Source organism: Cupriavidus plantarum (assembly GCF_905397285.1).
Classification (GTDB): domain Bacteria; phylum Pseudomonadota; class Gammaproteobacteria; order Burkholderiales; family Burkholderiaceae; genus Cupriavidus; species Cupriavidus plantarum.
In genome coordinates this window covers 1295171-1316547 of sequence record NZ_CAJPUX010000002.1, presented here as the reverse complement: position 1 = coordinate 1316547, position 21377 = coordinate 1295171, and the positions used below count along the sequence as shown (strand labels likewise).

The following is a 21377-nucleotide window of genomic DNA, read 5'->3' as shown; positions in this document are numbered from 1 at the left end:
GAAGGCAAGGACACTGGCCGTTGGCATGACGGCCGTTTCGTGGGTGGTGACCATGATGGCTAGCGGACCGGCCATGGCGCAGCAGCGGCCCGTCGCCTACCCGGCCAAGGGCCAGAGCGCGCAGCAACAGCAGAAGGACGACGGCGCCTGTTATGCGTGGGCAAAGTCGAACACGGGCATCGACCCCGCCGTGGCCAATACCGCACCGCCGCCGCAGGGCGGCCCCGCGGTCGGCGGCGGCGAACGGGTGGGCGGCGCCGCGCGCGGTGCCCTCGGCGGCGCCGTGATCGGCGGCATCGCGGGCGATGCGGGCAAGGGCGCCGCGGCCGGCGCGGCGGTCGGCACCATGGCCGGCGGCGCGCGGGCCCGCCAGAACAAGCGCAATGCCGAGGCCAACGCGCAGGCGCAGTCGGCCGGCGCCATGGACACGTATTACCGCGCGTACGGCGCCTGCATGGAGGGGCGAGGCTATTCGATACGCTGACCGGCGGGGCCGGCGGCGCCACGATGTCTTACGTTTTCGACAAGGAGGTCACATGCCAACACGACACGACCCACGACGTGGTCTGCGCTTCATGGTGCCGCTGCTGGCGGCGGCGGTCTGGTCCGCGGCGATCGCGCAGCCCGATGTCAAAAGCGACGTGACGCGCTCGCCAGGGCAGGCGACGGCGACCGCGACGGCTACCGCCGTGGCCACCATCACCGCGATCGACGCGCCGAAGCGGCACCTCACGCTGAAGACGCCGCAGGGACGCGTCCTGGATATGACGGTCGGTCCCGAAGCACGCAACTTCGAGCAGCTCCGCGTCGGCGACAAGGTCACCGTGTCCTATCAGGAAGCGTTGACCGTGAGCCTCAAGAAGGGCGCGGGCGATGCGAGCATGAAGGAACGCGAGATTTCGGAACGGTCGGAGCCGGGCGCCAAGCCTGGCGGCACGATGGGCCGTGAGGTCACGGTTGTCGCGCAGGTCGTGGCGGTCAACCCGTCGGCGCAGACGGTTACGGTCAAGGGGCCGCGCGGGCGCGTGATGGACCTCCACGTGTCCGATCCCGCGCAGTTGCAGGACGTCAAGCAGGGCGACCGCGTGCAGGCTGTCTATACCGAGGCGGTCGCCATCAAGGTGGAGCCGGGCACCGGGAAATAGCGGTGGACGGAAGAGGGAGCCAATCGTGAAGCAGCGCGTTATCGTGTTGGCCGCGGTCGCGGCCGCCCTGGGGACCGCGGCGCCGGCGCACGCGTACTTCGATCATTTCCTGAACGGCACCATCGTCGGCACGCTGGGCAAGGCCGGTACCGACGAGCTGACGAGCACGTTCGGGCGCGTGATGAACGATTCGCAGGACGGTACCTCGGTGCCGATCAAGCTGCCGCCCAACGACGCCGGCAAGGTCACGGAAGGCACCATCACGCCGCTGAAGACGCGCATGGAGTCGGGGCAGCGCTGCAGACAGGTGCGGACGGAACTGAAGCAGGCGGGCCGGCAGCCGGAACGGTGGCGCGGCTGGTACTGCCTGCAGGCGGATGGCAGCTGGAAGAAGACCCTGCTCAAGGACTGACGGCGCGCCATGTACAGGATCGGACTGTGGTTCATCGGCGCGGCATGCGGGCTGGCGGCACTCGGCGTGTTCTTCAGCGAGCCGAGCGGCCGCATGCCGGAGCGGATCAACCTGATACGCGTCGCGCTCGATCTGGAAGTGCAGATGATCCGGCTGTCCGAGGCGCCAACGCGTTACCTCGTCAACGTGCCGGCGTACGACTGGCTGCTGGGCTGCCTTGCACTGGCACTGATCGGCGCGATAATGATGGCGGCCGCGCGCTGGCGGCGTCATGCGCATTCCTGAGCCGGCGATTGCGCCAGCGAGCGATCGAGTTAGCCAGTGAGCAAGCCAGTGAGCAAGTCAGTGAGCAAGGGGGGCGGCCATGTCGCGGTCAATGTTTCCTGTCGCGCGCGTATCGCGCACGCTGATCGACGTTTATATCCGCTTCAGCCTCATCGCGCTGCTGGCCGTGTTCTGTTTTGAGATCTTCCGGCCATTCCTCGACCTCATCGTCTGGTCCGTCATCCTGGCGATCACGCTGTATCCCCTGCATCGGCGCCTGCAACGCCGGATCCTTGCCGGGCATGGACGCACCGCGACGCTGCTGATCGTGCTGGTCATCGCGGTAGTGCTGGTACCGACCTATCTGCTCGGGACCGCGCTGATCGAGTCGGGCGAGCACGCGATGGCGATCGCCCGCAGTGGCGAGCTTCGCATCCCGCCGCCCTCGGAGTCGGTGGCGCAGTGGCCGGTGGTCGGCCAGCGCATCTATGACTTCTGGCTGCTTGCGTCCACGGATGCCACGGCGGTCATGCAGAAGCTCACGCCGCAGATCAAGGCGCTCGGCGTCACCGTGATCGGCGCGGTAGGCGGCCTTGGGGCGGGATTGATGGTGTTCGTCGGCGCGCTCGTCGTCGCGGGCATCTTCATGGCCTATGGAGAGGGCGGTGCACAGGCCGCGTCTCGAATCGCATCACGGATCTCGGGACCGGAGCGCGGGCCCGTCATCCTCGCGCTGTGCACGGCGACCATTCGCGCGGTAGCGCAGGGCGTGATCGGCATCGCATTCATCCAGATGCTGCTCATCGGCATCGGCTTCGTGATCAAGGGCGTGCCCGGTGCCGGCCTGCTCGCGCTGGCCGTCCTGCTGCTCGGCATCATGCAGCTGCCGGCCTCGCTGGTGACCATTCCGGTGATCATCTTTGTGTTCGCCACCGACGGCGCGAGCACGGGCAACGTCGCGTTCGCCGTGTATATCTTCGTCGCCGGACTCGTCGACAACGTGCTCAAGCCGATGGTGCTGGGCCGGGGTGTCGCGGTGCCGATGCCGGTGGTGCTGATCGGCGCGCTGGGGGGCATGATCAGCGGCGGCGTCATCGGCCTGTTCGTCGGCCCGGTGGCGCTCGCCGTCGCCTATCAGCTGTTCTGGCAATGGGTCGACGAGGTGCGGGTGGAAGACGTGCCGCCCGCGGACGAGCAGACGCCCGCCGCCGGACGGGCGCTCACGCGAGAATCATGATGATGACCATCCCCCAGATCGTCAGCAGCGTGTTGCCTACCGCGTAGGTCACGGTATACCCGAGGCCCGGCACCTGGCTCCTGGCCGCGTCGCAGACCATGCCCAGCGCGGCCGTGGTCGTGCGCGCGCCCGCGCAGATGCCGAGGATCAGCGCGGGGTGGAAGCGGAACACGTACTTGGCGATCAGCATGCCCAGCACGAGCGGCACGGCGGTGGCGAAGATGCCCCACAGGAAGAGGCTGATGCCGAGTTTCTGCAGACCCGCGACGAAGCCAGGCCCCGCCGAAATGCCGACCACGGCAATGAACATGTTGAGGCCCACGGAGTTCATGAACCATAGCGTGGGCTCCGGAATACGGCCGAACGTGGGATGAATGGCGCGGAACCAGCCGAAGATGATGCCCGCGATCAGCGCGCCGCCCGCCGTGGAGATCGTCAGCGGGATATCGGCGACGTTGATCACCACGGCGCCGATCAGCGCGCCGACGAAGATCGCCAGCGACACGAATGCGACATCCGTCACCGTGGTGGGGCGATCGACATATCCGAGGTTGCGTGCCGCGGCGTTGATGTCCTGCGTACGGCCCACCACCGTGATCACGTCGCCGCGATACAGCCTGGTCTTCGGGAGCACCGGGATCACGGTCTCGGTGGGGCCGCGCTTGATCTTGCGGAGGAACACGCCGCGCGCCCCCGGCCAGCGCGCGAGTTCCTCGAGCGCCTTGCCGTCGACCGACTTGTTAGTGATGTAGATGTCGACGCCCTCGGTGGGGATGTCGAGCAGCTCCGCGTCCTGCACCTCGCGGCCGCTGGGGCCGAGCCGCAGGATCAGTTGGTCGCGCTTGCCCCCGATGGCCACGATGTCGTTGGCCTGGATGCGCGTGTCCTGTTCCACCTCGATGATCTTGCCGTCGCGCCGGATGCGTTCGACGAACGCCCGCACGCCGTCGCGCGTGCCCGCCTCGAGCTCGCCGATCGGCTTGCCGATGAAGACGCTGTCCGGCGCCACGGAATAGGCCCGGACCTCGAACTCGTGCCACTCCGTTCCCGCCTCGCCGCCGGAGCCGCCAGCGCCGAGCATCTTCTCGTACTCCCTGCAGGCCGCCGGCAGATCGATGCCGAGCAGCTTCGGCCCGATCTGCGCGAGGATGATGGCTGAACCGACCGTCCCGAAGATATAGCTCACCGCGTAGGCGATGGGCATGCCATCGAGCATCGCCTTGGTCTCCTCGGGCGTCAGTCCCAGGCGATTGATGGCGTCCGTGGCGAGGCCCATCGATGCGGAGATGGTCTGCGAGCCGGCGAACAGGCCTGCGGCGGAGCCCAGGTCGTATCCCGCCATCAGCGCGGCGGCGAGGGCCGCGCCGAGCGACAGCAGCGCCATCACCACCGCGAAAATGGCCTGCGGCACGCCATCCCGCGCGATGCCGCGAACGAACTGCGGGCCCACGCCATAGCCCACCGCGAACAGGAACATCAGGAAGAAGACCGACTTCACGTTCGCGGAGATCTTGACGCCGAGGATGCCGATCGCGATGGCGACAAGCAGCGTGGACGTGACCGCGCCCAGACTGAACCCCTTGAAGCTCTTGCCGCCGATCCAGTAGCCGAGGCCGAGCGCCAGGAAGATGGCAATCTCGGGGTAGGCCCGCAGCGTGTTGACGAACCAGGTCATGATCTCACCTCATCGTTGTTGTCGTTGTGCTTTTCTTGGGGCGGCTCCGCGTCCTTGCTCAGGTTTTTCTGGCCTTCGACCCCTTTCCATTCGACGCCCGATAGCGCTCGAGATACTCGTCCCGCAGTTTCCGTACCGAGCGCCCGATCTTGACGTAGTCCTCCTCGTTGAGATTCGCCAGCGACACGCGCCCCGACGGATGTCGCGTCCCGAAGCCGCCACCGGGGAGCAGTACCACCCCCGCTTCCTCGGCCAGCCGGAACAGCAATTCATGCGGCTGGATCGATTCGAGCAGCCACGCGACGAACTCCGGGCCGACCTCGCGACTCATCTGTTCCACATCCAGCAGCGTGTAGTAATCGACGACATTCGCGTCGGGTGCCTCGAGCGCCGCGCCCATGCCGCGGTAGAGGGCCGCCTTGCGGCTGCGGATCAGCTGCTTCATGGTGTTCTTGTACGTCTCGGCCGTGTCCATGAGCGAGAACAGGGAGAAGAGCACCATCTGCACCTGCTGCGGCGTGGACAGGCCCGCGGTGTGGTTGAGCGCCACGGTGCGGCTGTCCGCGACGACGCGGTCGATGAACAGCAGCTTCTCGGGCGTGGTGGTAATAGACGCGTAGCGGGTGTTCAGGGCGCCCGCGATATCCTTTGGATGCTTCGCGATCGCATGGTCGAGCAGGTTCGTCTTGTGCGTGGCAATGACGCCGAGCCGCCAGCCCGTGGCGCCGAAGTACTTCGAGTACGAGTACACGAGAATCGTGTTGTACGGGCACATGGCAAAGAGCGAGACGAAGTTGTCGGCAAAGGTCCCGTAGACGTCGTCGGTCAGGATGATCAGGTCCGGCCGCTCCTTCACGATCTCCGCGATGTAGGCGAGGCTCTCGTCGCTCACGCGGACCGATGGCGGATTGCTCGGGTTGACGAGGAAGAACGCCTTGACCTTGGGGTCGCGCAGCTTGTCGAGTTCCTGCTTCGGGTACTGCCAGCCGCCGGCCGGATCCGCATCGATCGCGATCTCGTGCAACTGGTACTCCGCAAGTTCCGGAATCTCGATGTAAGGCGTGAAGATCGGCTTGCCTAGGGCGATCGTGTCGCCCGGATTGAGCAGATGATTCGTGCGCATCGAGGAGAACAGGTACGTCATCGCCGCCGTGCCGCCCTCGACCGCATAGAGGTCGAAGTCGCCGACGAACGGATGTTTCCCGATCATCTCGCGCCGGATGTACTGCTTGACGATCTTTTCCGTCAGCCGAAGCATGCGGTCCGGCACGGGATAGTTGCAGGCCAGGATGCCCTCGCACATCTCGTAGAGGAAATCGCCGCCATCCAGCCCCAGCTGGTCTCGCACATACGACACGGCCCCCGCGAGGAACGACACGCCGGGCACGTCGTGATGCGCGCGCAGGAACAGGTCGAAGCGTTCTTCGATGCCGGCGCGCCGCGGGAATCCGCCGACCCCCGAGGACAAATAGGAGAACGACCGCTCCGATTCGATCATCGCGAACAGGCCGAGCTGCCAGAAACCGTGGCGCGGCACGGTCGCAAGGAAGTTCGGATTGCCGCGGCCGGCATTGAGCATGAGCCGGTTCGATGCACTGCCGGCCAGCTTGATCAGTTCGTCCTTGAGTTCGAACGGCGACAGGCTCGCCAGTTCTGAAGTATCTCGCTTGTTCATTGCGCGTCTCCGGTCATGTTCCCGATACTCAACGTAGGTCGCGGCGGCGTGACGCTCAATTGGCCGAAAGGGCTATCGGGACGGAAGACGGGTCCAAAGTCCAATGGCAATGCCCCAAAAGCGATCCAAAGTGATGGTGGGTATCCGAAACCGGATTCCTTTGGGAATCGGAACCCCTTGCACAGGAGGCCATTCATGGAACAGGATCGGGTACGCCCGGAGGCGCGCGGGCTGCATCAGTTTCTTGCCGCATCGGAAGGCCGCATCGATCGCTGGCGCACGTTGCACCGCGTCAGTCGCGCGATGGGGAACGGCACCGCGGCCGCTGACGATTGTCTCGCCCAGGCACGGGCATTGCTCGACGAACTTCGCCCGCTGGAGCAGCTCAACGGCTACCCGGGACCGCGGCTTTTCGCGCAGGTGGAAGCGCGGCTCGCGCAGCAGGACTGGAGTGCGTTGACGCGCCTGGTGGGACGCATCAGCAACGCGCTGCTCTCCAATAGCTATCGGGATCAGCGCGATGCGTGGCTCGCCGACGAAGAAGGCGAGGCGCGGCTGCCCGACTTCCTGCCGCCCTCGATCGGCCACGGACAGAGCCGCAAGCCGTACTTCGAAGTGCTGATCGTCTCCCCCGGCGAGCGTACGGCGTGGGAGGACCTGTGCGCTTCGTTCCGGTTGCTGCGCCGCGACGACGACCCCTTTGTGTACGAGCCCGTGGTGACGGGTTCGTTCGAAGACGCGCTGCTCGCCACGATCTTCAACTTCAACCTGCAGGCCGTGGTCATCGTCGACGGCTTCCCATTTGCTTCCGCCCATACGTCGCCCGAATTGCGCGAGATCATCACGCGCAACACGCCCGTGGGGACGCAACAGGGTGTCGACGACAACGGCGTATCCCTGGCGCGATTGCTGCGCCGCCTCCGTCCGGAGCTCGACGTCTATCTATCTACCGATCGCGACGTGGGGCACCTTGCGGGGTCCGATGCCGCGGCGCCGCTGCGCCGCATCTTCTATGGCGTGGAAGAGCCGATGGAAGTCCATCTGGCCGTGCTGGACGGCGTGAAAGACCGCTACGAGACCCCGTATTTCGACAACCTCAAGCGCTATGCGCAGCGGCCGATCGGCACGTTCCACGCATTGCCCGTGGCCCGCGGCAAATCGATCTTCAAGTCGAACTGGATCCGCGACATGGGCGAGTTCTATGGCGCCAACCTGTTCCTCGCCGAGTCCTCCGCGACGACGGGCGGGCTCGATAGCCTGCTCGAGCCGACCGGCAACATCAAGGTCGCGCAGGACAAGGCCGCGCGCGCGTTCGGTGGCGATCGCAGCTTCTTCGTGACCAATGGCACGTCCACCGCGAACAAGATCGTGCATCAGGCGCTGCTGTCGCCGGGAGACATCGTGCTGATCGATCGCGACTGCCACAAGTCGCACCACTACGGCGTGGTGCTGGCGGGCGCGCAGCCGCTGTATATCGATGCCTACCCGCTGACGCAGTATTCGATGTACGGCAGCCTCGCCATTCGCCCCATCAAGCAGGCGTTGCTCGCGCTCAAGGCCGAGGGCAAGCTCGACCGCGCGAGGATGCTGGTGCTCACCAATTGCACGTTCGACGGGCATATCGCCAACGTTCGCCGCACGATGCTCGAATGCCTCGCCATCAAGCCGGATCTGATCTTCCTGTGGGACGAGGCCTGGTTCGGCTATGCGCGCTTCTCGCCGTTCCTGCGCATGCGCACGGCCATGGGCGCCGCCGCCGACGTGCGCGCGATGTTGGCGGACCCCGCGTACCGCGATCGCTACGCCTCCTTCAAGGCATCGGTGCGCGACATACCGGACAGCGATCCGCGCCGTCTGGACATGGAGCAGCTGCCGGACCCGGACCGCACACGTGTGCGTGTCTACGAGACCGACTCCGTGCACAAGTCGATGTCGGCCCTCCGGCAGGGTTCCATCATCGTCGTTGCCGATCAGGACTTCCACAGGGTGGAGGCGCCGTTCAAGGAGGCCTTCTTCACGCATACCTCCACGTCGCCAAACCTGCAGATCATCGCGTCGATCGATCTCGCGCGGCGGCAGATGGAACTGGAGGGATATGAACTCGTGCAGCGCGCGCTGCAACTGGCCATCGAGCTGCGGCAGGAGATCAACCAGCATCCGCTGATCTCGAAGTACTTCCGGGCCGCGACGCCGGCGGAAATGATTCCGGAGGAGTACCGGCTTTCCGGCTTCGCGGACTATGCCGCGCCGGGCAAGACCGTCGCCGACACCGCGCAGGCGCTCCGCGACGACGAGTTCTTTCTCGATCCCACGCGCGTCACGCTGCTGTGCGGCGGCGCGGGCTACGACGGTACGCAGTTCAAGGGCCTGCTAGCGGAGAAGTTCGACATCCAGATCAACAAGACATCCCGTAACAGCGTGCTCGTGCAGATCAACATCAACAACACGCGCAGCGATCTTGCGCATCTGGTCAAGGCGCTGACGGATCTGTCGCGCGACATCGACCGGCGGTTGAACGAGGGCGGGGAAGGCGAGCGCGCGGCGTTTGCCGCGCGCGTGAAGGCGCTGGTCGAGGATGTTCCCGACCTGCCCAATTTCAGCCGCTTCCACGACGCGCTGCGCGGCGATCCGCGCAGCAGCACGCCGGAGGGCGATATGCGGACCGCGTACTACCTCGCATACCGCCCGGAATGCTGCGAATGCATCCGGCTGGACGATCCGCGCATCGACCAGCGGCTGGCCGAGGGGCCGGAGCTCGTGTCCGCCAAGTTCGTCATTCCCTATCCCCCCGGCTTCCCGATCATGGTGCCGGGACAGGTCATTACGCCCGAGACCATCGCGTTCATGCGCAAGCTCGACGTCAAGGAGATCCACGGCTTCAACGCCGCGCGCGGGCTCGAACTGATCCGGCCGGAGGCACTCGGCCGGTGACCGCTATCAGAACTCCTGCGCGGTCGGGCGCAGCACGATCTCGTTGATGTCGACATCGGCGGGCTGTTCGATGGCATAGGCGATCGCGCGCGCCACGGCGGACGAGGGGATGGCGAGCTTGTAGAAGTCCTTGACGAACTTCGCGCTCTCCTCGTGGGAGCTGCCGTGCTGGAGCTCCGAATCCACCGCGCCCGGCTCGATCGTCGTCGTGCGGATCGATGCGCCTACCTCGTGCCGCAGGCCTTCGGAAATCGCGCGCACCGCGAATTTGGTGCCGCTGTAGACCGTCCCGCCGGGGCTGAAGACCTTGACGCCGGCCACCGACGCGATGTTGATGAAGTGCCCATGCCCCTGCTTCTGGAACACCGGGAGCGCGGCGGCGATGCCGTAGAGCACGCCCTTGACGTTGATGTCGATCATGCGGTCCCACTCGTCGACCTTGACCTCGCTCATCGGGGCGATCGACATCAGCCCGGCGTTGTTGATCAGCACGTCCACCTTGCCGAATGCCTTCACGGCGGTCTCGATCAGCAGGCGCACATCGGCCTGTTTCGTGACGTCCGTGGGCACGACCTCGACGAAGCCGCCCGCCGCGCGGATATCCGCCGCGATGCTCGCCAGCCGTTCCACGCGGCGCGCCGCGAGCACGACGGTCGCGCCGAGCGCGGACAGGTGACGGGCGGTCGCTTCGCCCAGGCCGCTGCTGGCGCCGGTGATGACGACGACTTTTCCTGCGATGTTGTTGCTGCTCATGTTCGGCTCCTGAAGGGAATTCATCGTTGCGATGGAGCCTAGTATTGGTGCGGCGACTATTTCTTGAAATGGAAACGTTGAGATTTCATAATTCCAAAAAATGGAATCGAGATCGTCATGCTCAATCGCCTGGAAATGCTCCGCATCTTCATGGCTGCCGCGGAGACCGGCAGCTTCAAGCAGGCCGCGATCCACCTCGGCATTTCGCCGCAGGCGGTCACACGCGCGATTCAGGAACTCGAGCGGCTGCAAGGGGAAATGCTCTTCCACCGCAATACCCGTCAGATCCGCATCACGGACTTCGGCGAGCAACTGGCCAGCCGCGCGGGAGAGAGCCTGCGGCAGGTCGATCTGCTCTTCGCGCCACAGGGCCAGCGGCAGAACGCGGAGTTCGAGGGGGTGGTCCATCTGACGGCCCCGAAGGCGCTGGGCCGCATCGGGATGGTGCCCATCGTGGCCGACGTCGCCATGCGGCATCCCGGGCTGCGGATCGACCTCGATCTGAGCGACACCCCCGCGCATGTCATCGACGAGCGCATCGATATCGGCGTGCGGTTCGGCCTGCTGCGCGATAGCCGCTTCGTGGCGCGGAAGGTCGCCAAGCATGCGTTTCATGTGGTGGGCACGCCGGCGTTGATCGAGCGGGTCGGACTGCCCACGCATGTGCGCGACCTTGCCGTCCTGCCGACGACGGTCATGCACGACGTCACGACGGGGCGGCCGTGGCCGTGGCTCTTCAAGGGCGGCCAGCGCTTTACGCCCGCGCAGCCGGTCTTCTCGAGCAACGACTCGGAGGCCGAACGCGATGCCGTGTTATCGGGACTGGCGTTCGGGCAGATCGCGGGGTTCCTGGCCGACAGGCATATCGCCGCCGGCGAGCTGGTGCCGGTATTGCAGCCGTTTGCGCCGGAGCCGTGGGACCTGTGCGTGTATCGGCCGCAGACCGGCCCCGTGCCAAAGCGTGTGAGGGTAATTTTCGACGCCCTCGTCAGGGCGTTGGCGGACCCCGGTGCGCAGGCAGCTCGGCCCTAACGGCTTCAAGGCCCGCCATTCTGGTCCGCATGCCCCGCATCGTTGTCGTCGGGCAGCGGAAAGCGCGTCTGGCTGAAGCGGAGGATCAGCACGCCGCAGGCCAGCATCACGATGCCCGCGCAGAGGGCCAGCAGATGGAATTCGGTGACCTCGCCGAAGCGCAGGATCAGATCGCGCGCGAGCGACACCATCGCGATATACAGCGGAAACCGCACGGGCAGTTCCCCCAGCTTGAGATACCGGCCCACCATGGCAAGCACCTCGAGGTACAGGAACATCAGCAGCAGGTCGGTGATCGACACCTCGCCCTGCCCGATGATTTTCCATCCTTCCTGCGCCATCGCGAGGATGGTGGCCAGGCCGATCACCATCAGGCCCACGACTTCCACCGCGCTAAGAATGCCCTGCAGCCGCGCGCGCACAAAGCGCTCGGGCGACGACCCGCGATCGGAGTTCTTCACGATTCCTGCCTGTCCACCTGTCTATCTGTTCACGTCATGATGGCGGCGGCTTTCGGGGTCGGGTTGCGCTACATGCGACAGGATTTCGCATTCGCACACCAGCGTTCGGACACCAGCATGCGTGGCGCCCCACCGCGGAATATTCTCCCGCACGGGGTTGGATACCCGATGGCAATATAGCGGCCACTATCCCTGGCGGTGCCCCATGCGAATTTACTTCCTGTTATTCGCTTTGACCGCGATCCTCTACGTGGATCGCGCCGCGCTTCCGCTGGCGGCCGCGGCGGTCGCCCGCGAGTTCGACCTGTCGCCCGTGGCGATGGGTTATCTGCTCTCGTCGTTCGGTTGGCTGTACTTCCTCGCGTTGATCCCCATCGGGGGACTTGTCGGGCGTCTCGGGGCATACCGGGTCGGCGGCGTGGGGATCGGGCTGCTGTCGGTCGCCAGCGCCTCCCTTGCCCTGGCGTGGAGTTTCGGGTCGATCCTCGTAGGCCGCATGGCTGCCGGACTCTGCGCCGCCGTGACCTATCCGACCGGGACGCGCACGATCCGCGACTACGTTGGCGACACGCGATGGGGCTTTGCGACCGGCGTGCTGCATAGCGGCAGCCTCTTCGGTCCAGCCATTGGCGCGGTGGCGCTCACGTGGATGATTCACGCGTTCTCGTGGCGTATGGCTTTCGTCGCGACGGGGCTCATCGGTTTTATCTGGCTCGCGTTGTGGGTGGGCTGGCATCGTCAGCATGGCGTGCAAGGCGTTCCGCCCCGGCAGCCCCCGGACGCCGATCCATCGCGGGCGCGGCCGAGCAGGCCGGCGGGACTACTGTCCGTGGTGCGGTCGCCAAACCTCCGCGCGATCGCCGTCGCCCACGGCGGGGCAGGGTTCTCGACCCAGTTGTTCGTCGCGTGGTTGCCGGGCTACCTGCAGATGGAGCAATCGCTGTCGATCACCGAGACAGGGCTGCTGCTTGGCGGCGCCTACCTATGCGCCGGCATGATCGTACTGCTGGTGCTCAAGCTCAGCGACGCCTGCATGCCGGCGGATCTGACGCGCGGCACGCGCAGGTTCTGGGTAGCCGCCGCACTGTTCGCCGCCGGCATCGTGGCGAGCGTGCCGCTGCTCGACCATCTGTACGCCATCGTGCTCGTGATCACGCTGTCGCTGGCGGCATGCGCGTCGGCCGTGTCGCTGAATCTCACGCTCATCAACGACCTGACGACAGATGCGCGCGACGTCGGTCTCGCGGTCGGCTTCGTCAGCGCGGTCGGGAATGTCTTCGGGCTGCTGTCGCCAATCGTCACGGGGTACATCGTGGCGGCGACAGGGCGCTTCCACCTCGCTTTTGCGTTATGCGGCGGCCTGCTCGCGGCGGCCGCCATCCTGCTCCTCGCCCTCAGCGCGCGAGGGCAGCCGTCCGAGACGGCGGCGTCGTTCGATGCGCCATGATTTCGTTTTGCTCTGGTTTCGCGGTGCATTTTTCCGTTCTTAAAGTATCGGTAGAGATAATCAGGATTATCAAGACAAGCGATTTCTATGAAGTCGTGGAAACTTCTGTCGAGGTGGCTGGCGATCGCGGCACATTGGGGGGCGGATAAGCTTCGGACTTTCGCTGTGAAAAACCGTGTGGCCTCAGCGGCGCGGAAACTAAAGCAAGAGTTCCGAAGAGATTTGGTAGCGGAGCGGACAAAAATCGAACACCATAGACCATAGGCTTCGTCAGAATCACCCTAAGCGTTTGTCAAACGAGTCGACTACGCGGGAATCCCTTGTGTCGAAACGTGGGGCGAGGCTGCCGGCAGGCAGATCAGCGACCGCTACCGTCTCATCGCGTGAGCTTTGGCGTACAACGACCCTTGATATGACAATCGACGACTTCGTTGCGCGGGTGAATGCGGTGGCACAGTATGACGATGACGACGCCTTGAATACCGCAGATCCCAACTGATATCGTGGAGAACGCCAGCGTCACCGTGCATCTCTGCATCTAGACGGCGGCGGAGCTAGCCAGTCGGGGGGCATGGGGTATATCCAGCCCCCGGCTGGTCGAGAACGCGTCCCGGGGCCGGATGTTTTCGATAGCGTACGTGAAGTACAGCTTTTGGTGGTCTCTATTAAGACGTATCAAGACGAGATCGACTCAACAATGCGGTCGCGCAACAGCTTGGAATCGCAAATGTGGCGTGAGTTGTCTGGTCCCGTCCCTTTGGAGAATACCGCTCGGCGAAGTCACGGAGGCGGTGTGTTGGCCGACAAGATTTCCGGTATGCACGAAAGGAAGTTCGATGTTTGAAGAGAGAGACTGCTGGCTTTATCTCTTGATGCACCGGTCGGAGCCCTTTATGAAGATTGGTGTCGCCAATGACTTCCACGCTCGCGCCGTCGTCTTCGCTGAACCCGTAGATTTCACGAAGTCCTTCGTTGCGGCGGGTAGTCGCGAGGCATGCTACCGAGGCGAGAAAGTTCTACACAAACTCTCTTCAGAGGCCGTGCCCCGGCCCGTGAGGGAGATGGAGGAACCGAATGGTTTGAAGAACCTGCCGGAGCGCACTGGACGCGGTGTGGCCGGCGCCAGCTTACGTAGGGTAACTTGAGCATGCCTTCTGCGAGGACGCTCGGCGCAATGTCTGATCGTAGACGATTCTTCATCCGCGCAACATCGATAGCAAAACACCATGAAATCCTTGATCAAGCCGCCATTCTCATCACGAGCGAGAGAGTTACATATGCAAGTCGATGGCGATTTTCCTGCATCGGCGCGAACGGGCCTGCTGCATCTACTTTTCGATCTGGTTGAGCGAGCGTATGTTCCTGATTGGACAGTGATAGCTCGTGAGTTGAATCGAATCGCGCGCCGTTCCCCCGTTGCATACGACGCTTCCAGAGTCGATAGCTGCAACGAGGCAAAGGAAGACGCGAAATTCACCCTCGAACAGCAGCTGTCGTGGGAAAAGGTTTTTGATTTCTGTGAACGTTTGCACAACCATCTCCCGCAGGAAGTCGGCCACGAAGAAGGCTTCGCACAGTATGTCGTGGACGTCTCACGAGGCGACGTTCAGGCATACATCGCAACCGAGCTTCAGCGACTTTTCCACGAGGAAAGTCTTGCCTATGAATTCATAGAGGGCGCCGTTCTGCGCCGCGGGAGAAAGCACACCGTTGAACGAACAGCAAGATCGCAGGTAGTGCTAGGTGACAGCCGCTTATTGAGCGCACGCAGGCACTTTGATAAGTCCCTGCAGTTTTTCCGGCATCCTACGCGTCCTGATTATGAAAACGCCGTGAAGGAGGCGGTGTGTGCGGTTGAGGCAGCCGGTAAGGCATTATTTCCCGCGGCGAAAGCTTCGACATTGGGCGAGCTCACCAAATGGCTCGGTTCGGCGACAGAGGTTGCGGTACCGAAGGCGATCTGCCAAACGCTGACTGGCGTCTATGCATTCCGTAGTGGAGGCGACGGGATAGGGCATGGCGGCGGAACCGGCGGTAAAGCGACGCCCGAGCTTACCGAGTATCTGCTAGCTGTTTGTGCATCCCAGATCATCTATCTCGTCGATCTGGCAAATGGCTTGGAAGTCGAGATTCCGTTCTGACCCGGCCTCATCTGGGATAGCGTCGCTCCGTCCCACTATGCCAATGACCTCCCCAGGGGAAAGCGTCGTCATTATTGAGATAATGACAAATCCTACCGATTACTGATGCGGCTAATCGTTCTGAAAAGGAGGCACTATCGGCGTCCTAGCTTACGTCTATTTGGCCCCGTACGCCCACCGCTTTTGCCGACGCGGGACTGCTCGCCATCACGCGCGCGCTTCAGCAGCTCGACGTCGCCCACGCGGACAATCGCGCGTTCCTGCGTCGCGCCACGGCATGCGATTAGAGTCCGGGGGTTAAAAACTTTGCCTGTCCCTGGGCAAATTGCTCAGGGGTCAGGTAGCCGAGCGAGGTATGAGGCCGCTCGGTGTCGTACTCGATGCGCCGGTCTTAGATCCCGCCTGCCACGGCAGCACCTGCCCCAAGAGCGAGGCTTGGTCACCTTGCAGGTGTTGGGGGATGCCCCCGTGTGACGGCAGGCGTTCTGGCAAGGAGTAGTTCCCTTAGCAACTCACGAAAGTCGCGAAAGGAAAACTTCACGGGACTTTCCTGAACGGGGGTGTAATTTCGATGGCTGGCCGGCTTCCAGCAGACTAGAACTGATCAGCACCCATAATGCAATCGCCGTATTTATCCCGCATGAGTACGCTAAGGTCGTCGGTGTCGCGCAGCCCCTCAAGCTCGCCCCGGGTAATCACAATGACTTTCAGCCCGTCGCGATCGAAAACGCTTCGTAGGTGAGCGTGTGCCGCGGTGCGGTCGTTTGCGTCACCGGTGATGCCGTTTGCAGCCACTAGGATGCCAACGTCAACCCGGAATTTATGCAGCTTCCCCGTGAAGACCGTCAGGGTCGCAGCATTCACCGGGGCTTGCCAGTTTTTGCATTCGACGATCAGATGATTGGGAAGGAAAGGCAGCCCAGCCGGATGCCGCAGGTTGTAGAGCAGTATGTCGATCTCGAGGGAACCTGCATTGTCAACAATATTTCTTTTGATGAGCCCAACACCGTCAAGCCGGCAAAATGTCGAGGCGACCACCGTCTCAAGGGCTTCACCCTTTATCGCTGTGTTGCCCGCATCGCCGGCTGCAAGCCGAGCGGCAATGTCCATATGGTCGATCATCGCCATTAGCGCGCTCCATGTGCGATGCGCGCGCGCGTTTCTCGCACATAGGTGCCAAGCTCTCCGGAGCTAAGTAGCGCCTCGAAATCGGCAATCGGCAGCCACAGGATGTTGGGCGAAAGTTGCTGCTCCCGATGCGGAGGTGGGACCTCTGTTACGACTAACGCCATGCGAAGGCGTGATGCCTGCATGAAAGTCAACAATTGTTCCTCTAGTTGCCGCCCTCGTTGCGGATCAAATCGGATTTTCACTTCGATCACGACAGGATTCAACAGTTCCGGTTCGACATGCCCCAGCCATGCAAGGAAGTCGGGCCGAAACTTTGAGCCAAGCATATTGCCCGCATGATGCGTCGGTTCTGAGATCGGAGACCCACCCGCAGCGGTTACGGCATCGAAGACACGTTTCTCTAGTGCTGTTCCAGCGTCGCCATGAAGTTGCGGCAGTCGCAATTTCGTCGTGCGATGCCATAGCTGAAGTTTGGATCGTTCAATGTCTTCGGTCGCCAGTGGCGAGGCGGGCGTTGGCGGCGTTGCCAAAAAAGCATCGAGATGGAAGCCGAGTGCATCCGCGTTTTCGAGTCCCGATTCCACAATGAGGAGGTGATTGAGGTCGATCGGAAGCGGTCCAGCACCGGTTTTGATCAGGAAGACGGGCTTACCGAGACCCATAGCGATTCCCGTATCAAACGCACCGTGAATGTCCGCGTTGGTGCCGTTCATTACTACGAGGGCGAAGTCGGCGTCTTTAATACCGGCCATCGCATCGTAGCGTTCATGGACACCGCTCTTTGCCCATTCCCAGGATATTTGGCGATCTGCCAGGAGTTCTGGAAGACGCCCCAGGTCAAGGCCGAAAGGCGCCGAAATATAGCAACGATGATATCGTTGAATCAGTTTATCCGGCATGTGGCACCATACATTGAAGAATGCGTTGTTTGTCGCAGGTCGTAGGAAATAGGGCGGAACTATGTCTCGCTCCAGTGCGGGTTAGTACGGGCAACCCACGCGTTACCCGCGACGCTGTGTCCTTCGGAACCTCTACCACGTAACCTCTCGACTTATCGGAAAATTGCATGCAATGGGAATCCGGCAAAAGAAGAGAGGGGCGAGCATGCAGCATGGTCTCGATAATACCAGTCGAGTTTGTGGTGCAGTTGGGTGGGGTCATGGAGGGGCGGCGTCTTCCGCATGAGATTGTCGCGTACATAGCGCAGATCGACGTCGCCGTTTGCCGTGTGTGAACCTGCGGTGTGGCGCAACCAGTGGGCCGATGCCTTCTCAAGCAACGCGGCCCGCGAATCGAAATCGGCGCCTTGGGCACGCAGGTTCGAAAGGGTGCGCGCAGAAGTCTCTTTGAGAAAGAGGTGACGGATTCCACGCGACATGGCCGTTCCTGGCCACTGACGGAAGCAACAGGGATCGCGTTTCGTTGCGGTAGCGGCGCAGTTCCGCCATCAGGCTCTCGGTGGCATGCACCAGCCGCAATTTTGCCGCCCTTGCCGCGGACCTCCAGCCACCAACGTTCCACGCCGGGCGTTGGCGTCCTCCAGGGTGCTGATATTGCGCAGGCGCAGCTCCTTCACGAGCCGGTCCCTGCAGCGTGCGGTTCATCCGTTCCACACGGCCCTTGGCCCGACTCGTGTTGGCGCAGATGCTCTCGCACCCCGGGCGTGGACGCGGAAGATGCCGGCCTTGTCGCTGTAGAACGCCACCGGCTTGCCGTGGCGCTTGAGATAGGGCAGCGTCGCGGCGAAGTACCCAAAGGTGGTCTCGGTCGGCACGAACAGCAGCCGCATTAGCCGTCCGGTGGCATCATCGACGTAGACCAGCAGCGTGCACGCCGGCGCGCGGTGCTCGAACCATGCTTGGTCGCTCCGTCGATCTGCACCAGTTCGCCCAGACAGGCACGGCGGCTTCTTGGCTGGTGCAGTCTAGGTGGGCTGGCGCCGGGGTACTCAGAAGCCGGCGTCGATCATGATCCGCCTGACCGTCTCCTTGACCAGATCGAGCCCGTGGCACTCGCGTAGCTTCTCAGCCGGGAGAGCCGGGCCGAAGTCGGCGTAATGGCGTGATATCAGCGAACGGGCCTGTGCTTCGAGCCAGCGACCGCGCCTGTGCTTCGAGCAGCCTCGGAAACTAGGGGTGCCCGGGCTGACCGCGCTGATGCGACACCAGGCCTATCGGGCCATCCATGCGCCAGCGCTCGACCAGACGCCGGACCTGCCGGGTTCCCGCGATAGGCTGCGCTACTAGGCAATAAAAGCGATAGGGCAGGTGTCGCGTGCATTAAATGGCCCCACACGCCAATCAAAGCCATCACAGCATATTCATACGCAACTGCATCCGTACCGCCCCAAGCCAATCCTCGCTGAAGTGATGCTCCAATTTTTCCAACTGCTTGCGTCCAACACCGGCGCCTCTGCCAAGCTCCTGTAGCGACGTCACCCGATCCACCAGGCGAAGAACATGCGCCGCACGCAAGGCGGCGCGATCAGAGGTAGATATCACGGTGAGCACAGCCTCGGTTGGGTTGGCGTGGAGCCACGCCATCAGATGCAATTCGCCATCATCGAGAGCGGGTAGGTCATCTTGCTCGATGGCGAGCGTCGCCAACATGATGTCGGTGACATCATGGACTCTAGCCATCCCGGCAAGAAGATCTTCGCGCTTGATCGGGACGCGGCCAGGTTTCAATGGATCACCAGCACAGCACTCGTCGACGCAGCACTGCACCGTCTCAACATCGAAAGATTGACATAGCGCCTTCCAACAGCTGATTCGGTGCGCTTCGATGATGACGCACGTATCCAACAGCACCCGTTGCTTCGTCATTTGATCGCCTAGATCGCAAAGGGCACCGACTTTCCATAGTCCCGCATCAGTTCAGCAAGACCTTCAAGCGTCATCGAGAGGGCCTTGGCGGCCTTTCGGGTCGAGACGTGGCCGCGGGCGATGCCGTCGTGCAATAGTTTGACGAAGGACGCGGACAGCAGTTTCGGTGGCGTTGAAGCGCATCGCGGCACGAGCGGTGGTTGCTCGCACAAGGCCAGACACGTGAGTTTGTCGATCATCTTCGCGTTGAATAGCCGGAAAGCCAGCGCATGTGTAGAGACCTCCAATTGCTTGGCAACCTCCGCGAGATGTTGCGTGTTGCTGAAGCCTGCAGGATCGATGAGTTGAGACAGGGTCGCCGTTGGCATTAAGACCGCGGCGGCGAAGTTGTCGGCCAGCTGTTCGATTCTCCGGCTTCGCTTGACCGGCTTTGCGTCAGTGTCTTCGCGGTGCTCAGGTGTCAACGCATCCCAAGTCAGGGCGTGAAATAGCTCGTGTGCGACATCGAAGTTGCGCCGGACTCTGGACTCTTGTCTATTGATCACGATGACGCCGAGATCGGGGAGGCGGCACATTGCGCCTGAGATGGAGTGGGTGCCGTTGGTGCAGATATCCGCATCGATATGCAGCACCGCAATGTCGAGCCTGGTCTCGATGCGTTCAGCCAGGACTTCAGATGGAATCGTCCCGAGGTCGAGTTCCTGCGCCACGGCTTCGCCCCAGCGCCAGGCGTCCTCGAAGGCGGGGTTGGGCGGCATCCGCAGGAATTGCCCGAGAGCTTTCGATGGGCCATTCAGCGCGATATTCAGGTGCCGGAACAGTCCGACGATCTGCCCGATCTTTGCTTCGTATTCAGCCAGCGAGCTATCGGTGACCGACCGCGAGACGCGCCAGGAAAACTGTGCCTCGCCTTCGATGACGAAGGGATCGATGAACCAGTCGAGTGGGCGCGCGAGGATTTGGCTCAGCTTGACCAGTTCAGCTGGCTGCACCTTCCGCTCCCCGGTTTCGATCGTCGACATCGTCTGACGATCGGCGAAACCGACTGCATCGGAGAGCTGGTGCTGGGTGAGACCACGTGTTTCGCGTGCTGCGCGGATGCGTGCGCCCATCGTGCGGGCGGTGCTGGCCTTGAAATCGGGAGAAGTCATGCGCGAATCGTAATCTTGCAAATAGCAAAATGCAAGATTACATTGTGGTGAATTAGCAGCTCTTCCGGCATGCGCTTTGTTGAAAGACGAGGTCGGTTGCTAACTTGGCAATTTGCCGCTAACGTATGTGCAAATTGCCGGAACGTGTGATGCCAACAATCGCTTTCCATCCCTCAGGGGCACCCGCCCCATACGAGCGCTACCTCGATGAATTGAGCGGCTATCTGCATATCAAGGTACGCGGTGGCGCCGACCTCGCGACGCTGGCGAGCGAGAGGCTACCGGTGGAGACACTCGAGCGCCTGCTCGAGGCGGGGCTCTCGTGGGATGAAGTGGCCTTCATCATCCCGCGCCGCACGCTCAGTCATCGCCGGGAAAAGGGACAACCGCTGACCGTGGACGAGTCGGACAAGGCCATTCGGCTTGCCCGGATCCTGGCCCAAGCCGTGAATACCTTTGGAGACGTCGAGCGCGGACTCAACTGGTTGCGGCAGAAGCAGCAGCGGCTCGGTGGGCTTACGCCATTGTCAGTTGCAGGGACGGAGCAGGGCGCTCATCTCGTTGAAGAGCAGTTGGCGCAAATCGACGAGGGGTACTTTGCCTGATGATCCTTTGGCGAATCAGCAACTACGCGGATCTCAAAGGCATCGGGGGGCTGCGCGCAGGCGGACGATGGCATTTTCCCGGTCAACCCGTTGTATATCTGGCGGAGCACCCTGCGCTGGCGCTTCTAGACGTGCTAGTTCACCACGAAGTGTCGAGAATCGAGGATCTGCCGAGAAACTACCAGCTCTTGAAAGTCGACGTCGATGACGCGGTCGCGGTCGCCAGCATTGCCGACCTGCCGGCAGACTGGAAGCAGAACGCCGGCTGGTCCAGGAATGCCGGCACGGAATGGCTGTCCGTCCGATCCAGTCTGCTCCTGAAGGTGCCGAGCGTGTTGGTGCCATATGCATCGAACTACGTTTTTAACCCATCGCATCCCGATGCGGAGAAGGCTCGCATCCTTGAAGCCGAGCGCGTCGAGCATGACCCGCGCATCCTCTCGCTACTTTCGGAGCCGCGGGTATAGATCACCACACGCCGTCAACGCTACA

20 protein-coding genes and 1 pseudogene are annotated in these 21377 nt (G+C 62.9%); 11 read left to right on the top strand and 10 right to left on the bottom strand.

What is annotated here, in order from left to right; genetic code table 11:
• The first annotated feature begins 25 nt into the window (after positions 1–25).
• From KHP16_RS14635 to KHP16_RS14615, 5 genes are all read left to right on the top strand, one after another.
• Positions 26–484 carry a glycine zipper domain-containing protein gene (locus tag KHP16_RS14635; RefSeq protein ID WP_115954519.1) on the top strand — a complete coding sequence of 153 codons (459 nt, stop codon included), beginning with the start codon at positions 26–28 and terminating at the stop codon, positions 482–484.
• Positions 485–575: 91 nt separating this feature from the next.
• Positions 576–1145, top strand: a complete 570-nt coding sequence (locus KHP16_RS14630; protein WP_115954430.1) for a hypothetical protein — start codon at positions 576–578, stop codon at positions 1143–1145.
• 25 nt (positions 1146–1170) lie between these two features.
• A complete protein-coding gene (locus KHP16_RS14625) occupies positions 1171–1557 on the top strand; it encodes a hypothetical protein (RefSeq protein WP_244214775.1) in 387 nt (128 codons plus the stop codon).
• A gap of 9 nt (positions 1558–1566) precedes the next feature.
• A complete protein-coding gene (locus KHP16_RS14620) occupies positions 1567–1842 on the top strand; it encodes a hypothetical protein (RefSeq protein WP_179594298.1) in 276 nt (91 codons plus the stop codon).
• Between the two features lie 79 nt (positions 1843–1921).
• Positions 1922–3058, top strand: a complete 1137-nt coding sequence (locus KHP16_RS14615; RefSeq protein WP_211960519.1) for an AI-2E family transporter — start codon at positions 1922–1924, stop codon at positions 3056–3058.
• On the opposite strand, the gene aspT is transcribed toward KHP16_RS14615, so the two are convergent.
• Together aspT and KHP16_RS14605 are read right to left on the bottom strand one after the other, a co-directional pair.
• Positions 3042–4733 carry an aspartate-alanine antiporter gene (gene aspT, locus KHP16_RS14610; RefSeq protein ID WP_121492525.1) on the bottom strand — a complete coding sequence of 564 codons (1692 nt, stop codon included), beginning with the start codon at positions 4731–4733 and terminating at the stop codon, positions 3042–3044. The genes KHP16_RS14615 and aspT overlap by 17 nt on opposite strands.
• Before the next feature lie 58 nt (positions 4734–4791).
• Complete coding sequence (locus KHP16_RS14605) at positions 4792–6408, bottom strand: bifunctional aspartate transaminase/aspartate 4-decarboxylase (protein WP_179594300.1); 1617 nt, start codon at positions 6406–6408, stop codon at positions 4792–4794.
• A 195-nt stretch (positions 6409–6603) separates the two neighbouring features.
• Here KHP16_RS14605 and KHP16_RS14600 point away from each other — a divergent pair, with 195 nt between their 5' ends.
• Positions 6604–9339: an aminotransferase class I/II-fold pyridoxal phosphate-dependent enzyme gene (locus KHP16_RS14600; RefSeq protein ID WP_244835807.1), complete on the top strand. Its 2736-nt coding sequence runs from the start codon at positions 6604–6606 to the stop codon at positions 9337–9339.
• A 6-nt stretch (positions 9340–9345) separates the two neighbouring features.
• Here KHP16_RS14600 and KHP16_RS14595 read toward each other — a convergent pair whose 3' ends face one another.
• Positions 9346–10092 carry an SDR family oxidoreductase gene (locus KHP16_RS14595; RefSeq protein ID WP_109584160.1) on the bottom strand — a complete coding sequence of 249 codons (747 nt, stop codon included), beginning with the start codon at positions 10090–10092 and terminating at the stop codon, positions 9346–9348.
• Between the two features lie 117 nt (positions 10093–10209).
• On the opposite strand from KHP16_RS14595, the gene KHP16_RS14590 reads away from it, so the two are divergent.
• Positions 10210–11124: a LysR family transcriptional regulator gene (locus KHP16_RS14590; RefSeq protein WP_211960518.1), complete on the top strand. Its 915-nt coding sequence runs from the start codon at positions 10210–10212 to the stop codon at positions 11122–11124.
• A gap of 5 nt (positions 11125–11129) precedes the next feature.
• On the opposite strand, the gene KHP16_RS14585 is transcribed toward KHP16_RS14590, so the two are convergent.
• Positions 11130–11588 (bottom strand): phosphate-starvation-inducible protein PsiE, encoded by a 459-nt coding sequence (locus tag KHP16_RS14585; protein WP_373561966.1) that lies wholly within the window; start codon positions 11586–11588, stop codon positions 11130–11132.
• A 202-nt stretch (positions 11589–11790) separates the two neighbouring features.
• Between KHP16_RS14585 and KHP16_RS14580 the strand changes: the two genes are divergently transcribed.
• A complete protein-coding gene (locus KHP16_RS14580; protein WP_211960517.1) occupies positions 11791–13032 on the top strand; it encodes an MFS transporter in 1242 nt (413 codons plus the stop codon).
• A gap of 1226 nt (positions 13033–14258) precedes the next feature.
• Positions 14259–15173: an AbiJ-NTD4 domain-containing protein gene (locus KHP16_RS14575; protein ID WP_211960516.1), complete on the top strand. Its 915-nt coding sequence runs from the start codon at positions 14259–14261 to the stop codon at positions 15171–15173.
• 594 nt (positions 15174–15767) lie between these two features.
• Here KHP16_RS14575 and KHP16_RS14570 read toward each other — a convergent pair.
• The 6 genes and pseudogenes from KHP16_RS14570 to KHP16_RS14545 all read right to left on the bottom strand — a co-directional run bounded on the left by KHP16_RS14570 (position 15768) and on the right by KHP16_RS14545 (position 20280).
• Complete coding sequence (locus KHP16_RS14570) at positions 15768–16301, bottom strand: restriction endonuclease (protein ID WP_211960515.1); 534 nt, start codon at positions 16299–16301, stop codon at positions 15768–15770.
• On the bottom strand, positions 16301–17203 hold the full coding sequence (locus KHP16_RS14565) for a TIR domain-containing protein (RefSeq protein ID WP_211960514.1): 903 nt from the start codon (positions 17201–17203) through the stop codon (positions 16301–16303). The genes KHP16_RS14570 and KHP16_RS14565 overlap by 1 nt, the downstream gene beginning before the upstream one ends.
• A gap of 152 nt (positions 17204–17355) precedes the next feature.
• On the bottom strand, positions 17356–17682 hold the full coding sequence (locus KHP16_RS14560) for a hypothetical protein (protein ID WP_211960513.1): 327 nt from the start codon (positions 17680–17682) through the stop codon (positions 17356–17358).
• Between the two features lie 150 nt (positions 17683–17832).
• Positions 17833–18523, bottom strand: a pseudogene (locus KHP16_RS14555) (transposase family protein); the annotation flags it as partial.
• A gap of 90 nt (positions 18524–18613) precedes the next feature.
• Positions 18614–19129 carry a hypothetical protein gene (locus KHP16_RS14550; protein ID WP_211960512.1) on the bottom strand — a complete coding sequence of 172 codons (516 nt, stop codon included), beginning with the start codon at positions 19127–19129 and terminating at the stop codon, positions 18614–18616.
• A gap of 8 nt (positions 19130–19137) precedes the next feature.
• Positions 19138–20280 carry an XRE family transcriptional regulator gene (locus KHP16_RS14545; RefSeq protein WP_211960511.1) on the bottom strand — a complete coding sequence of 381 codons (1143 nt, stop codon included), beginning with the start codon at positions 20278–20280 and terminating at the stop codon, positions 19138–19140.
• A gap of 149 nt (positions 20281–20429) precedes the next feature.
• On the opposite strand from KHP16_RS14545, the gene KHP16_RS14540 reads away from it, so the two are divergent.
• Both KHP16_RS14540 and KHP16_RS14535 read left to right on the top strand, forming a co-directional pair.
• Positions 20430–20885, top strand: coding sequence for an antitoxin Xre/MbcA/ParS toxin-binding domain-containing protein (locus tag KHP16_RS14540; RefSeq protein ID WP_211960510.1), 456 nt, complete (start codon positions 20430–20432; stop codon positions 20883–20885).
• Positions 20882–21352 carry an RES family NAD+ phosphorylase gene (locus KHP16_RS14535; protein ID WP_211960593.1) on the top strand — a complete coding sequence of 157 codons (471 nt, stop codon included), beginning with the start codon at positions 20882–20884 and terminating at the stop codon, positions 21350–21352. Before KHP16_RS14540 ends, KHP16_RS14535 begins: the two co-directional genes overlap by 4 nt.
• Positions 21353–21377: the final 25 nt, after the last annotated feature.

Coding starts and splice junctions, on each gene's coding strand:
- KHP16_RS14580 (WP_211960517.1), top strand. CDS start 11,791: ATGCGAATTTACTTCCTGTTATTCGCTTTGACCGCGATCCTCTACGTG.
- KHP16_RS14620 (WP_179594298.1), top strand. CDS start 1,567: ATGTACAGGATCGGACTGTGGTTCATCGGCGCGGCATGCGGGCTGGCG.
- KHP16_RS14575 (WP_211960516.1), top strand. CDS start 14,259: ATGAAATCCTTGATCAAGCCGCCATTCTCATCACGAGCGAGAGAGTTA.
- KHP16_RS14630 (WP_115954430.1), top strand. CDS start 576: ATGGTGCCGCTGCTGGCGGCGGCGGTCTGGTCCGCGGCGATCGCGCAG.
- KHP16_RS14565 (WP_211960514.1), bottom strand. CDS start 17,203: ATGCCGGATAAACTGATTCAACGATATCATCGTTGCTATATTTCGGCG.
- KHP16_RS14595 (WP_109584160.1), bottom strand. CDS start 10,092: ATGAGCAGCAACAACATCGCAGGAAAAGTCGTCGTCATCACCGGCGCC.
- KHP16_RS14545 (WP_211960511.1), bottom strand. CDS start 20,280: ATGACTTCTCCCGATTTCAAGGCCAGCACCGCCCGCACGATGGGCGCA.
- KHP16_RS14635 (WP_115954519.1), top strand. CDS start 26: ATGACGGCCGTTTCGTGGGTGGTGACCATGATGGCTAGCGGACCGGCC.
- aspT (WP_121492525.1), bottom strand. CDS start 4,733: ATGACCTGGTTCGTCAACACGCTGCGGGCCTACCCCGAGATTGCCATC.
- KHP16_RS14550 (WP_211960512.1), bottom strand. CDS start 19,129: ATGACGAAGCAACGGGTGCTGTTGGATACGTGCGTCATCATCGAAGCG.
- KHP16_RS14615 (WP_211960519.1), top strand. CDS start 1,922: ATGTCGCGGTCAATGTTTCCTGTCGCGCGCGTATCGCGCACGCTGATC.
- KHP16_RS14570 (WP_211960515.1), bottom strand. CDS start 16,301: ATGGCGATGATCGACCATATGGACATTGCCGCTCGGCTTGCAGCCGGC.
- KHP16_RS14590 (WP_211960518.1), top strand. CDS start 10,210: ATGCTCAATCGCCTGGAAATGCTCCGCATCTTCATGGCTGCCGCGGAG.
- KHP16_RS14600 (WP_244835807.1), top strand. CDS start 6,604: ATGGAACAGGATCGGGTACGCCCGGAGGCGCGCGGGCTGCATCAGTTT.
- KHP16_RS14540 (WP_211960510.1), top strand. CDS start 20,430: ATGCCAACAATCGCTTTCCATCCCTCAGGGGCACCCGCCCCATACGAG.
- KHP16_RS14605 (WP_179594300.1), bottom strand. CDS start 6,408: ATGAACAAGCGAGATACTTCAGAACTGGCGAGCCTGTCGCCGTTCGAA.
- KHP16_RS14560 (WP_211960513.1), bottom strand. CDS start 17,682: ATGTCGCGTGGAATCCGTCACCTCTTTCTCAAAGAGACTTCTGCGCGC.